This is a genomic window from Psychrobacter sp. AOP31-B2-9 (genome assembly GCF_052378005.1).
In the GTDB taxonomy this organism is placed as follows: domain Bacteria; phylum Pseudomonadota; class Gammaproteobacteria; order Pseudomonadales; family Moraxellaceae; genus Psychrobacter.
Map to the genome: position 1 here is coordinate 1 of NZ_JBQSXG010000079.1, position 14,393 is coordinate 14,393.

The following is a 14,393-nucleotide window of genomic DNA, read 5'->3' on the forward strand; positions in this document are numbered from 1 at the left end:
CAACTATACCTATCCGCAATTAGAGAAGCGCTGGAAACGTCACCTAGACAGCTGCGACATTCCCTATCGCGCTTTGAATAACGGTCGCCATACTTACGCGAGCCAAGTGCTATCGACAGGCATCATCAGCGCTGAGTGGTTAGCCAATCAGCTAGGCCACGTCAACACAGAAATGATCCACAAACACTACGGCAAATTCATCCCCAGTGATAGCCGACACATCATTCGCAACCTAGCAAACGCCTTAAACAATCATCACAATCAGCCCTAAATTTAGGGCTTTTTTATTCCTATATCATCAGTTCAGGTAATTAAATACCATATGGGTAGCGATAATAGGTAATTGTAGTAATAGCTCGATAAACAAGACCTAAGTCATTGATATAATTGTTATTTAAAAATACCTTAATATGGTAATAAAAAGTAATTATAATTACATATATTAGTTAAGCATATGATATATATAGTTTTTATAGTCTCTTAATTAATACCTTTTAGCTGTGTATTCAATTACTTAATAATTACCTTCAAATTACAAAAAAAATCCAATAAAATCAATATGATTACATCAATTACCTAGTTTGCAGTCCACCCCTAAAATTTTAAAAACGTCTAATTCCCCACCTGACCCATACTGTCTCAGTCTTTGACTATCTAAAGTATGGGATTAGCATGGGATAGCATTTACTGCTCATATAGCATTACGATTTATATAAAACATATATATAACAAGGTATTAGCTATCGTATCGCTGCAGTGATTTAATTGTAAGGAGGTTTCGAGTCTCTCCAGCCCCACCATTTTCGGATAGTACATCTTAGACTAAATATCAAAACCTGCTTTTAGCAGGTTTTTTTGTGCCTGTTATTTGTATAAAAAATCCCCGCTAGTTAGCAGGGATTACATCAAAAGTATAATAACTAAAACCATAATAATTACTGGTTCAATCAGTCCGCACTTCAATCCTGATAGCACTGACTCATCGGCAATACGCTGTAATTATAGGTTTGGATTTACGATGATTTTTACCGCTGATTCATTATTGTGAATCAGTGTCTCAAAGCCTTTGGAGATCAAATCATCTAACGCGATACGCTGAGTAATAAAGGGCTCAAGATTGACCAGACCATCTTCTACAAGCTGAATCGTATCTTTGTGGTTATTAACATAGCCAATCGTACCACGCACATCAAGCTCTTTCATCACCACACTGTGTACGTTTACAGTAGCCGGATGACTCCAAATAGAAACAATTACCACCACACCTGTTGGTTTAGTCAGCTCAACCAAAGAGTCTAAAACAGCATTGACACTCGTACATTCAAAAGCAACATCAACACCCTCGCCTTCAGTGATTTTCATTACTTCTTCGGCCAAATCGTCTTTGGTAGGGTCAATAACATGATCGACAACACCACTATCAAGCGCTTTTTCTTTACGCTTGGCACTGAGCTCACTCATGATGACAGTGATACCTTTGGCTTTTAGTACGGCAGACAATAACAGACCAATAGGACCGCCACCACCAACCAAAGCCACATCACCTGCTTTAGCACCACTACGCACATATGCATGATAGCCAACAGCTAACGGCTCAATCAAAGCAGCTTGATCTAATGGAATATTATTGGCGATAGGATGTACCCAGCGGCGTTTTACAGCGATTTTTTCGGACAAACCGCCGCCACGGCCACCCAAACCAATAAAGTTCATATCTTTTGATAAATGATAATCCTCACCAGGTCCTGTTGGTACATCATCAGAGATGATATAGGGTTCAACCACGACATGCTGACCGACCTCAATATCATCAACACCTTCACCAACGGCGTACACCACACCTGAGAACTCATGCCCCATGGTAATTGGCGCTGACTCACCTGAAATAGGATGCGGATGACCACATGGAGGAATAAAGATGGGACCTTCCATAAACTCATGCAGATCCGTCCCACAGATACCGCACCATGCTACATCAATACCGACTGTACCTGCTTCTACTGTAGGCTCTGGAATATCTTCAATACGAATATCGCCTTTATCATAAAAACGTGCTGCTTTCATAAAAAACTCCTTCGTTGATAATCAACGCACTCTTGCTTGGTATGGTCAATTCTAAATAAAATAAATGCATTTTATATGACACGCGACTGAGTTAAGTTTTTACTTCAGACTGTGGCTATGCAGATAAAAGTGACGTAGATAAAAGTGGTAAAAACATCGCTCCAATCTTGCTAACTATTTTTTATATTGAATTGGCTATACGGTTATAAAATAGGCTAACGACAAAAGTTAATAAAAAATTTATACTTCATTATCCGACTCTAAAAAACACTCAAAGTATCAAAACTGTTAAGTATTGTTAAATATTGTTAAAAACTCACCTATACTATTTAGCAGACTATTTAAGGGGGTCAATACATCCATTATGCTCCGATATCTTCTTTCTGTTGATTTCGCCAATGCTTTATCTAGCTATGTTTAGCCCAGTTATAAATAATTTCGATATAGTCGGTTCAATATAATTTGAATACAAAAAAACCGAGCGAAAGTACTACAAGTAGTAGATTAAGCGAGACTGACGATGTGGGGGGATTTATATAGATTTGACCATATAGCCAAAGAACTCTAACAGCGATGCAACGCAGCTGAATGCAGACTGTACAAGTAGTACATCTAAGAAGGTTAACGCTGTAACGATTTAGTAGCTCGCTGACTCTAAATGACTATCGCTTAAGTGAAGGACACACTTCAATTAATAGAAATATTTTGCTCAATGCCATTGAATAATGCACTACGTTGATTTTTGCGGAGGGTTTCACGTTTGATGATATTTTTTGCATCGACCTCCTCTAAAGGCAATGCTGTTTCGCGAAAAAGATCGCCATCGGCTATTAAAGACAAATAACGAGAACAACAAACCCTTAAAAAAGAGGTGAAATTACCAATATCATGATCAGCATCGAGAGACTCAAGGTATAGCTTAGTGATCAGTTGATTAACCGTCATTTGATCACGAAATGCCAACTCTTCTAATATATCCCAAAAAAACACTTCCAAACGAATTGAGGTAACTACTCCCTGAATTCGAAGTGATTTGGTTTTAGAGCTCCATAAGCTATCATCAGCACTAATAAATAGTTGGCACATATATCCTCTCTCGATACTGGGGCCTATTGAATATTCAACAAGCCCTAATTAAAGCTTATAGCAAAGCAACAAACTGCTTCAGCATAGCTGGGTGAGCAGGCCATGCAGGACCCGTTACTAGCTTTCCATCTGTAATAGCGCCATCCATAGGCAACTCAATATACTCAGCGCCAGCCATTTCTATTTCTGGCTGACATGCAGGATAGGCAGATACTTTCTTACCCTTTAATACGCCAGCAGCCGTCAGTAATTGTGGCCCGTGGCAAACCGATGCAATTGGTTTATCAGTATTTGCGAAATGCTGAATCATTGCAATAACCTTGGCGTTCAAACGCAAGTATTCTGGCGCACGTCCACCTGGTAAATACAAAGCATCGTAATCTGCGACATTAATATCGGCAAAAGAGGCATTAAGGGTAAAGTTATGACCACGTTTTTCGGTATAAGTTTGATCCCCTTCAAAATCGTGTATTGAAGTAGCGATACTATCCCCTTCAGCTTTATCTGGGCATACCGCATCAACCTCATGTCCCATTGCTAGAAGCGCTTGGAACGGAACCATGTTTTCATAGTCCTCAACGAAATCACCAGTAATGATAAGTACTTTAGCCATGATATTCTTCCTTTATTGTCGTAAAATGAAATGAGGTATTGTTACCCAAATTATCCTATATAGTCGATCCACTATAAAATAAATACAGCGATACGGGTTACATTTTGCGCCGCCTCTGTCTATGTAGGCATAGCAAGCAAGAAACCCGTAGTTGCACCTCTTTTATTTAGGACTGACTATAGCGACTTAGCTTAAAATGAGCCTGAATATCCATTCAAACATAAAAAACAATGACTGGGTAATATGTGAATACTACAAACAGTCGCTTTTTGAAAAAAGCTTTTTGAAAATAAAAACATCAACTTAGCTATCATCTAATGATGTTAAATCCTTCAAAATAACTTCCATACTCTGATACCGTCTTTCTATCTGCTTCGCCAACGCCTTATCGACAATACATTGATAGTGACTATATTCTGATGGCAGCTTTGGAATAGGTTGCTGGCAATGCTGAATCGCCCACGCTTTCGATGCATCCTTGCTGTTAGCAGCTACCTGAAACGGTCGCTTGCCTGTTAGCACCTCAACCATCATGATGCCAAATGCATAGATATCGCTTTGTACTGTTGCAACCTGCCCTTGCCAACGCTCAGGTGATAAATATGCTAGTGTTCCAGCAAGATTTGGATGACTATTAGCCACCGTTATATGTTGTGCTAAAGCAAAATCAGTGATTAATAATCTAGATGTCAGACCATTACTCATAATATCTACTGGCAACTCATCGTCAGACCTCTCAAGCAAAATATTGCTAGGCTTAATATCATTATGCAACCAGCCAACCTGATGCAGGTTAGCTATCAAATGTGCGGACTGTACTAAAAAGTGATGCCTATGTTGCGCTGTCAATGAATGCTGATTTTGAGTACTCAACTGTCTTGCCAAGCTACCATTAGGATAATAAGGCATGACGATGATGATCAGCTTTTGAGGCGGCTCTAGCGCTTGAACGTTTACGTAATGATGCGCCAATAGTGGCGCTGCGATAGCCTTATCTTCGATTTTGGACACAGCGTTTACAGAGGTTAGCGCTTCCGCTTCATGAGTTAAATCAAAAGACATGTTATCAACATCAATCTCAGTATCAGTGTCAGCAATCAACTGCCATTTAATCATGACTTGACCAAACTGTGAATGCTGGGCACGCGTTAAGCCTTGATAATGAATCCCTTCGATGTCTTGTGTTTGTTCTGTGGTTTGCTGAGCAATACGCTGATGTACTATCTCACTAAAATGCTGTGTGGCCAGTGCTTGCGTGATAATAGGCAATAGCTGCTGAGATTGCTCCTGCAACGCTTGCGTAATAGACGGATTACTGGCACTATTTTCCATAGTATTTTTTCTCATAATATAGTGAGATTACTGCCTTACCATTCGTATCATTTCCAAAAATAATAATAACGCGAATAATGGTTACAAGTACTACGCTCAGTAGGCACCAAAAGTTTCGCTGCGTAATGATATTTTTGGGTATGGTATTACAGACAACCTTAATTACTAGAGCCACTATGTCACAACCAATAATCCCAACCGCGCCTTCTAATCAGCCTACTTATGCCCTACCCGCACCTTTGTTAGACTTACTCAGTCAATACTTACAAGAGCAGGTGACACCGACGATTGAAATCGATCCGAATCAGCTTGCTTATCGCTGGGTTGGTGGACGCACTGGCCATCTACAACCTTTATCGGTCAACCTGTTTTTGAGCTTAGATGATTTGCATGGTATTGATAAGCAAAAATCGAAACTGGTTCAAAACACCCGTCAGTTTATTAAAGGTTATCCTGCCAATCATGTATTGATGTCAGGGACACGCGGTGCTGGTAAATCATCATTGATTCGAGCCTTGCTTCAAGCCCATCATAATGAAGGCTTGCGTATTATTGAGGTTGCCCGCGATGATCTACAAATATTAGACAAGATTCGCGCTGCCATTAATGCTCTACCAGCAGATTGTCATTGCCGCTACATCGTATACTGTGACGATCTCGCTTTTGACAGTCAAGACGAGAGCTATCGTACGCTAAAGAGTGTGCTTGATGGTGCGCTTGATTCAGAACAGGACAAACTATTGGTCTACGCTACCAGTAATCGCCGTCGCCTGCTACCGCAAATGATGAAAGACAATATTAATATCTACAACGGTCAGACGGATGAAGTCAATCCTTATGAGGCCATTGATGAAACCGTATCATTGTCAGACCGATTCGGCTTATCACTCACTTTCCACCCTATGGATCAGCAGACCTATCTGCATATCATTCAGCATTATCTGAATTTGGAGCAGCAGAAAATCTCAGCTGATATGGACAGTGATGCTAAGAGCATTTTAGAAAGTCAGCTAATGCCTGACAAGATTAGAAAGGATGCACTACGCTGGGCTTCTGAACGTGGTGGTCGCTCAGGACGGGTTGCTTACCAGTTCAGTCGCTACTGGAGCGGTATAACGCAATTAAAAATTGAAGACAGCAAGCGCTAAGCCATATCTAATCACTGCGTGCAGAACCTATATACTGCACGCGGCTGTTCTCTTCACTACCTTCTTGGCTGCACTCTTTATTGCCTATCGGTTCAACTGCGCCATCAACCGTGTATTGATCAAAATCAGCAGCTAACCAAAGATTGCCTTGATAGACACTTTCAGCATCTAAACGAATGTATGCCATGTTTGGCGTCTTGCTATTAGGATTATCAAAACCCTGATAACGCGCACTGAAGTGAGTCAAAATTAAATTATTTACGCCGCTTTTTTCTACAAGACCAGCCACCAATTGCGCACTGCTATGCATCGGATCAAACTCGGGGTTTTTGCCTTGAATCTTAGTGAGCACTTCATGGGTATAAGTGGCTTCATGCACCAATAAATCCGTATTGACCAGTGCATCGCTGAGACACGCTGGCGTATCGTTATCTCCTGCTATCACTACTCGCGTTCGTGATAGTTCGTCATTGACATAGTCGGCTGCACATAACTGCTGACCATCTTCGGTGATGACATCGTGACCTTGCTGCAATTTACCCCATAGCGCGCTTGCAGGAATGCCTTGTGCTAGCAGTTTATCCTTATCAAGCCTACGATGATAAATGGTCTGCGTGACACCAAATGCATGAGATGCGACCCGATGTGATAGCGCTGTGATATCAATATCAAGCTGATGCTGGTCGCTTAAGCGGATATTCACTTTGTTTGTATCACGTTTCTCAGATAGCACGTCTTCAATCGCTACAAAATTCACAGCAAAGGGTAGATATAATTCTGTGGTTAGGTTAATGGCCTCAAGCAATGTCGCAATTGCTTTTGGGGCGATCAGCATCAACGGCTCACGGCGTCCTGACATGGCTACACTGGCCAATAATCCTGGCAATCCGTAGCAGTGATCGCCATGCACATGGGTGATACAGATAGCAACCAATTGATGCATAGACAGCTTGGTATGTAATAGCTGCTGCTGCGTACCTTCACCGCAATCTATCAATAACCATGGACGCGATTTTTTATTTGGATTGTTCTGTTGATTATTGCCTTGGGCTGATCCAGACAAATAAGGATTCAGACATTCAATCGCCAATGCGGTTACATTGCGCTGTTTGGTCGGCACACCAGCGGAGGTGCCCAAAAAGGTTAACTTTAGCATCGCGTTACGTCTCTTATATATAACAATCGGCGGTTATGATAATTGGCACATCATGGTTTTTTGTGCTTCAACCATCTGTCCACCATTGGCCGTACACTCATTGACCATATTGGACTCATAAGACTTCCAACCACCATAAAAGCTCGCTGCGCATAGTATGACAACCAGAATTTTCTGCGACCAAGATTTGATAGAGACTTGCTGGCTATTAATAGCGGCTCTATCAGTTTGTGATTTATCGATATCTGTATTTGAAGCATTTGATTTATTCAGATCTGTCATCTTTTATCCTAAAAAAGGTTTTGTCTATGATAAACAAAACCTTTTATTTTACTATTAAATGAGTTATTTCTCACTGTGCAAATGTGTTTCGTCTAAAACTGCAAACGACCACCCTTTTGTTCTGCACGTTTGAAGGCATCACGCTCTTCACAACGTTTGAGCCAGTTCAAAATATTGGCATATTTACGACTGTCCAAACCTGCGCCCGCATTAGCACCAACAAGCGCAAGGTGCATCTGAATATCCGCCGCGCTAAAGTCACTGCCTGCAAACCAATGATTGTCTTGCAAGCGTTGCTCGATCATATACAGCATTTTTTGTAGACCGCTGCTGATCATATTCTTTTCAACTTGACCCTGAATTTTTTTACTAATAGGCCTAATGAGCATTGGTGACTGTTGAACCACTTTAGTAAATACCAAGCGCATTACCAGCAACGGCATCAACGAGGCTTCCGCAAAATGCAGCCAAAAAGTGTAGGCTTCCCATGCGTCTTCGTTGTCATCAGTAGGTTTAAATCTCTGCGCTGTGTCATAGTGTTTGATCAAATATTCAATAATAAACCCTGACTCAACCAAGGCGCGATCGTTCACTTCTAGTATTGGCACATTACCAAGTGGATGTACTTTTTTGAGGCTCTCTGGCGCGCGATAGGCCTTATTACGCTCATAGCACGTCAATTTATAGTCGACGTTTAGCTCTTCTAATAACCATAAAATACGAAACGAGCGCGAGTTTGCTAAATGATGAAGATGTAACATAAATCGTCCTAATGATAGTGTCAATATTATGATGTCAATGAGTGGTGTCAATGAGTGATGATTTTTATGTATGGTGCGCTGTATTCTTTTAAGCATAACAACACTGCTTTTGATAATAGCGTAATTCACGCACCTTTGACACAGAATAAGACTCACAAACTAAATCATGATACGCCTTAGCAACATTTACTTTAAATGCAATGCTTCAATTTTACGGGTCATCTTATCTATTTTTTGCTGATACTTTTTAATTTTACGAAACCGATGCGCAGCGAGTACACCTTTGATACGGCGGTTTTTTAGACGGCGACGCGGCGGAAAGCTCCCCACTTGTGGCTCATTGTAGCCATGTAAACGATCATCACGTTTACGCCCTAGATAACCAAGCGCGCTATCGGCAATCATAATAAGCAATGCGACAAAAATCATGCTGTACATCAGTATCGAACCGCCCTCTTCCATATTGCCATCTAAAAGAATGATGGAAAACAGGAACAAAAATATTGGCTCTAGATAGCATAAAGTACCAAACAGTGAAACTGGCAGTTTTTGGCTGGCAACCATCGTTAATGACATCGCAGCGGTGCTGATAATGCCCAATAATGGCAAAAGATACCAAAGTTTTTGATTGGATACTGCCAACTCAAAACCGCCGTTCATATATAACACGACTAAAACGACTGGTAGTAGCAACGTCAAGTCGGAAATAAGACCAGTAATGGGCGGCACTGCTAGCTTGCGGCGCAACAGATAGTAAGGAGGGTAACCCAAACATACAAATAAAGTCGCCCAAGAGATAGCCCCATATTCGAAGATATCGTAAGCGATGCCAAAACCTGCGCATATGATGGCAGCCCACTGTAGTAGACTCATACTCTCGTTATAAAAAAACCGACCAACGACGATCATAATCATTGGATATAAAAAATATCCTAATGTTACCTCAAGACCCAGCCCATTGACTGGTGCCCACATAAATATCCAAATTTGCGCACCCAAAATCGGTGTGGGTAGTATAAATAACAACCACTCTTTGGCGTTTTTTAATGTTTTTAGATAGTCAAAAATATGCTGCCACTGCTTTAATAAAGTGACTAGCAACACCAAGCTAAAAAACATCGTTAGTACGCGCCACGACGCAACCTGCGTACCTGATAATGGCTGCAGTAATAAGCCAAATAAGAATAAAAGTGAATACAAAAAGTTTGCAGCTACGGCAGTGATTGTACCCTGTGATGTTTGGTTAGTAGTTATCATAGCAGCGACCTTTAATGCTTAGTACACATTCTTGGCAATTTAAAAAAAAACAAAAGCCTCAGACGAAAATGTCTGAGGCTTTTGTATATAAGATAATCGCGCAATCTAAAATAAACGCTTTGATTGTATGGTGCTTACATCATAGACGGCATTATGTCAAAGTCAGAATAAATAAGCAATGCCCCTCATTCATCTAATATTAAAACTTCTTTATTGAGTAAATAAAACACACCTAACTAACTATTTTAAATCAAGTTTCTCGATTTTTTCCTGTATTTTATTTAGCTTTTTTTGGTAGCGGCGAATCTTGCGAAAACGGTGTGCTGTCAGCACACCATCGATACGTTGATTGATAAAATGACGCCGTGGCGGAAACCCACCTATCTGCGGCTCGCTATATCCATGTAAATGATCATCACGACGTTGTACTATATATCCTATAGCACTATTAACCATCATAACCAGTAGCGCAAGCGTAATCATACCGTACATGAACAGAGAGCCACCTTCTTCAAGATCTTGGCTAAGCACAGTAATAGACAATATAAATAACAGCATCGGCTCTACATAACTCAGAGCACCAAATAATGAGACTGGTAGCTTACTACTAGCAATCATCATCAATGACATCGCAAGCGAGCTAAAGGCACCAAGTAATGGTAATAGATACCAAAATTTTGTGTCTTGTATCGCCAAACTAAAGCCATTGCTAAAATATAACACGGTGAGTACCACTGGTGTAAGCAGCGTCAAATCAAACAACAACCCCGTTACTGGCGGCACGGACAGTGTACGCCGCAGTAGATAATACGGTGGATAGCCCAAGCACACAAACAGTGTCACCCAAGATATTGAGCCGTATTGCAATATATCATAACCAATACCCATGGCTGCAAATAGCGCTGCCACCCACTGTAATACACTCATATACTCATGATAAAAAAATCGTCCGAGTACTATCATCACGAGTGGTAATAGAAAATAACCCAACGTCACATCCAAGCCAAAACCGTTGACTGGTGCCCACATAAAAAGCCAAATCTGTCCACCCAAAATTGGTGCAGGTAACACAAATATAAGCCACTCTTTGACTGTCTTGAGGGTCTTTATATAGTCAAAGACATGTTGCCATTGCTTGGTAAAACTGACCAATAACACCAGACTTAATAGCATCATCAATATACGCCATGACGCGACTTGCGTACCGGTCAAAGGCAACATAAAAAGCCCAAACAAAAACATTATCGCAAATAGAAAGCTCGATGATATCGATGCAAGAGTTCCTTGAAAAGTTTGATTGGTCGCAAACATAACAACAGCCTTAAAATATAGCTTTATGGGCGTGATTTATAAAGAATTATAGAAGTTGCGGCTTATAGTGCTCAGAATATAACAGCAGACCTTAAAATTAATAACACTTAGAAGAATAAAAAAGCCTCCGACGAGAACGTCAGAGGCTTTTACTAGAATAATCTTATAAAACTAGATCAAAAAGCTAACTACTGAGGCATTTACTCGCCATCTAACTCATCATTATTTGTATTGCCTACAACATCAGCCGTCACTGTATTATCAGTAGCAGCATCAATATCTATCTGCTCTTGACCTTCTACATCAAACGTGCCATCTTCTTGCATCGCATCAATTAATTCATCGTCGCCTTCTTCGTTCTCAACACGTGCCATAGCAACCAGCTTTTCATCTTTTGATAAACGAATCAACGTGACACCTTGGGTATTACGACCAGAACTGGCAACGTGCTCAACTGGCGTACGAACCAACGTACCTTTATCAGAGATTAAGATAATATCATCTTCAGGATCAACTTTGGTCGCACGAACCAATGCACCGTTACGCTCACTGGTTTTGATAGCAATCACACCACCACCACCACGATTTTGCGTATTAAACTCATCAATCAAGGTTCGCTTACCAAAGCCGTTTTCACAAGCAATTAAGATTTCACGTACATCGTCTTCGATAACGACCAATGACTTGATAAACTCTTCAGCAGACAGACGCATACCGCGGACGCCTTTAGCCGTACGGCCCATCGCGCGAGCATCATTTTCATTAAAACGAATGGCTTTACCACTTGACGCAAATAACATTACTTCTTGACTGCCGTTGGTAATACGAGCGCTGACCAGTTTATCACCTTCTTCTAATCCAACCGCGATAAGACCGTTCGAGCGAATATTAGCAAACTGCTTAAGCTCAACACGCTTAACGGTACCATTGGCAGTCGCAAAGAATACGAATGGCGCCTCTGCTTGGTTACTACCCTCGAGTAGATCGTCATCATCCGTTAGTGAGCTTTCATCTATTGCCGATACGTCTTCTACGATTTTTGGAATCGGTAATATCGTCGTGACAGTCTCATCACCATTTAAACCAATAAGGTTAACCAATGGACGACCACGCGCACCGCGACTGGCAATCGGTACTTCAAAGCCACGTAGGCTAAAGACTCGGCCACTATCAGTGAAACACAGTACGGTCGCATGAGTCGATGTCACGATCAGATGATCAATGACGTCATCTTCTTTCATGGCGGTGGCAGACTTGCCTTTACCACCACGTTTTTGCGCAACATAATCATCGATTGGCTGAGTTTTGGCATAGCCGGTACGCGATACTGTCATCACAACCGTCTGTTCAGGAATGAGGTCTTCACGGTTAAAATCAGTACGTGAATCGATAATATCAGTACGGCGCTCATCACCAAAATTATCACGAATCTCAATCATCTCATTTGAGATAATCGTCATTAGCTTATCAAAATCACCCAAAATAGATTCTAAATGCGCGATTTCACGCAATAAGTCTTGATATTCTTCCGTCAACTTGTCTTGCTCAAGACCTGTTAAGCGATGCAATTGCATGTCTAAAATCGCATTGACCTGCTCAAGTGATAAACGATAACGCTCTTCACCTTCGATGAGACCAAACGGTGCGTTAGGATCTTCGCCTTCGATATAGTCAGGACGTACTGACTGACTACCAGCAGCGGTGAGCATCGCAACGACACTACCTGAACCCCACGTGTTATTTAGTAAGCTCTCACGTGCAAGGCCTCGGTTTGCAGAGGCTTTAATCGTCGCAATAATCTCATCGATGTTTGCTAGAGCAACGGTTAAACCTTCGAGCAAATGGCCACGAACGCGAGCTTTATTCAACTCATAAATCGTACGGCGAGTCACAACCTCTTGACGATGACGAACAAACGCTGCTATCAGCTGGCGCAAAGTCAATAATTTTGGCTGACCATCATCGAGCGCAACCATATTAATACTAAAGCTAGACTCTAGCGGCGTTTGTAGAAACAAGTTATTTACGATAACTTCAGCAGTCTCACCGCGACGCAAATCAATAGCGATACGCATACCGTCTTTATCGGACTCATCACGAATCTCACTAATGCCTTCGATCTTTTTATCACGAACCAATTCTGCAATACGCTCAATCAACTTGGCTTTATTAGCTTGATACGGCACTTCAGTGAATACGATACGCTCACGATCACGATTGACACCCGTATCACTCATGGCTTCAATATGATAGCGACCACGGATATGTAAACGGCCCTTACCCGTGCGATAGGCATCTAAAATGCCCGCGCGGCCATATATAATACCGCCTGTAGGGAAATCAGGTCCTGAAATATGTGACATCAGCTCTTCAGCTGAAACTTGTGGGTTTTCGGCATACGCCAAACACGCATTAATCACTTCGGTCAGATTATGCGGCGCCATGTTAGTCGCCATACCGACCGCAATACCTGTCGCACCGTTGACCAACAAGTTAGGAATACGCGCTGGCATCACGCTTGGCATGCGCTCAGAACCATCGTAGTTATCTTCCCAATCGACCGTATCCTTGTCCAAATCGGCAAGCATTTGATGGGTCAGTTTGGTCATACGTACTTCGGTATAACGCATGGCCGCCGGAGGATCATCATCAATCGAGCCAAAGTTACCTTGGCCATCAACCATCGGATAGCGCAAGCTAAAATCCTGTGCCATACGAACAATCGCATCATATACTGCGCTGTCGCCATGTGGATGGTACTTACCAATGACATCACCGACCACACGTGCTGACTTTTTGTAAGGCTTATTGTAGTCATTAGATAGCACATGCATGGCATACATCACACGGCGGTGAACAGGCTTGAACCCATCACGCACATCAGGTAGCGCACGCGAGACAATCACGCTCATCGCATAATCCAAATAGGATTGCTTTAATTCGTCTACGATGCCAATAGGACTGACTGACTCGCTCATATATACTCCTTCACTCATATCCACGCTATTAATTTTGCAGGCTTTATAGATAGCATATTATCCCCATTAGATATTGATAATCATCAATAAAAACAACGAGCAAAGCAATGCTATAAAGCATGGAAAATATTACGAAAACAATGATATTTTTGATAGTAAATAAAAGAAGCTATTTTAGCACAAATTTGTTGATTTAGGGGCATCTGAGCGTCATTAAAATCAAGCAAAACAGCCTATTAACAGCAATATATCAAGTAATTTATAGCATCTGAAAATATATCACTGACAGGTTCGTTTTGATTGGCTAACTTTGGCATTCTCATAGACAAACTTACCATCTTTTGAGCAGTGAAATACTCCGCCCGTTTAGATAACTATCGCGTGAACTAAAAGCAAACCCTAGAC

The 14,393-nt window shown here is 41.4% G+C and carries 11 protein-coding genes and 1 pseudogene; 2 read left to right on the forward strand and 10 right to left on the reverse strand.

From position 1 onward, the window contains the following. Positions 1–271: pseudogene (locus ACT3SX_RS09690) on the forward strand (Arm DNA-binding domain-containing protein); the annotation flags it as partial. A 728-nt stretch (positions 272–999) separates the two neighbouring features. On the opposite strand, the gene ACT3SX_RS09695 reads toward ACT3SX_RS09690, so the two are convergent. The 4 genes from ACT3SX_RS09695 to ACT3SX_RS09710 form a co-directional block, all read right to left on the reverse strand. Further along, positions 1,000–2,064, reverse strand: a complete 1,065-nt coding sequence (locus ACT3SX_RS09695) for a 2,3-butanediol dehydrogenase (protein WP_192520911.1) — start codon at positions 2,062–2,064, stop codon at positions 1,000–1,002. A 687-nt stretch (positions 2,065–2,751) separates the two neighbouring features. Next, the gene (locus tag ACT3SX_RS09700) at positions 2,752–3,150 is read right to left on the reverse strand and encodes a ribbon-helix-helix domain-containing protein (RefSeq protein ID WP_192519991.1); all 399 of its coding nucleotides are present in this window, start codon (positions 3,148–3,150) and stop codon (positions 2,752–2,754) included. Positions 3,151–3,205: 55 nt separating this feature from the next. Next, the gene (locus ACT3SX_RS09705) at positions 3,206–3,766 is read right to left on the reverse strand and encodes a DJ-1/PfpI family protein (RefSeq protein WP_318779542.1); all 561 of its coding nucleotides are present in this window, start codon (positions 3,764–3,766) and stop codon (positions 3,206–3,208) included. A gap of 300 nt (positions 3,767–4,066) precedes the next feature. Next, positions 4,067–5,095, reverse strand: a complete 1,029-nt coding sequence (locus tag ACT3SX_RS09710) for a serine/threonine protein kinase (protein ID WP_192519989.1) — start codon at positions 5,093–5,095, stop codon at positions 4,067–4,069. A gap of 176 nt (positions 5,096–5,271) precedes the next feature. Between ACT3SX_RS09710 and ACT3SX_RS09715 the strand changes: the two genes are divergently transcribed. Next, entirely contained in the window at positions 5,272–6,243 is a 972-nt protein-coding gene (locus ACT3SX_RS09715) for an ATP-binding protein (protein WP_192519988.1), read from the forward strand. Positions 6,244–6,250: 7 nt separating this feature from the next. Here the strand turns inward: ACT3SX_RS09715 and ACT3SX_RS09720 are convergent, their stop codons facing one another. From ACT3SX_RS09720 to gyrA, 6 genes are all read right to left on the reverse strand, one after another. Further along, positions 6,251–7,399 (reverse strand): ribonuclease Z, encoded by a 1,149-nt coding sequence (locus ACT3SX_RS09720; protein ID WP_192992469.1) that lies wholly within the window; start codon positions 7,397–7,399, stop codon positions 6,251–6,253. Positions 7,400–7,432: 33 nt separating this feature from the next. Further along, on the reverse strand, positions 7,433–7,681 hold the full coding sequence (locus tag ACT3SX_RS09725) for a hypothetical protein (protein ID WP_192519986.1): 249 nt from the start codon (positions 7,679–7,681) through the stop codon (positions 7,433–7,435). A 92-nt stretch (positions 7,682–7,773) separates the two neighbouring features. Continuing rightward, on the reverse strand, positions 7,774–8,442 hold the full coding sequence (locus tag ACT3SX_RS09730) for a glutathione S-transferase (protein ID WP_192519985.1): 669 nt from the start codon (positions 8,440–8,442) through the stop codon (positions 7,774–7,776). A gap of 186 nt (positions 8,443–8,628) precedes the next feature. Then, a complete protein-coding gene (gene rarD, locus ACT3SX_RS09735; protein WP_192519984.1) occupies positions 8,629–9,699 on the reverse strand; it encodes an EamA family transporter RarD in 1,071 nt (356 codons plus the stop codon). A gap of 240 nt (positions 9,700–9,939) precedes the next feature. Beyond that, complete coding sequence (gene rarD, locus ACT3SX_RS09740; protein WP_192519983.1) at positions 9,940–11,010, reverse strand: EamA family transporter RarD; 1,071 nt, start codon at positions 11,008–11,010, stop codon at positions 9,940–9,942. 200 nt (positions 11,011–11,210) lie between these two features. Beyond that, positions 11,211–13,988 carry a DNA gyrase subunit A gene (gene gyrA / locus ACT3SX_RS09745; RefSeq protein WP_192519982.1) on the reverse strand — a complete coding sequence of 926 codons (2,778 nt, stop codon included), beginning with the start codon at positions 13,986–13,988 and terminating at the stop codon, positions 11,211–11,213. Positions 13,989–14,393: the final 405 nt, after the last annotated feature.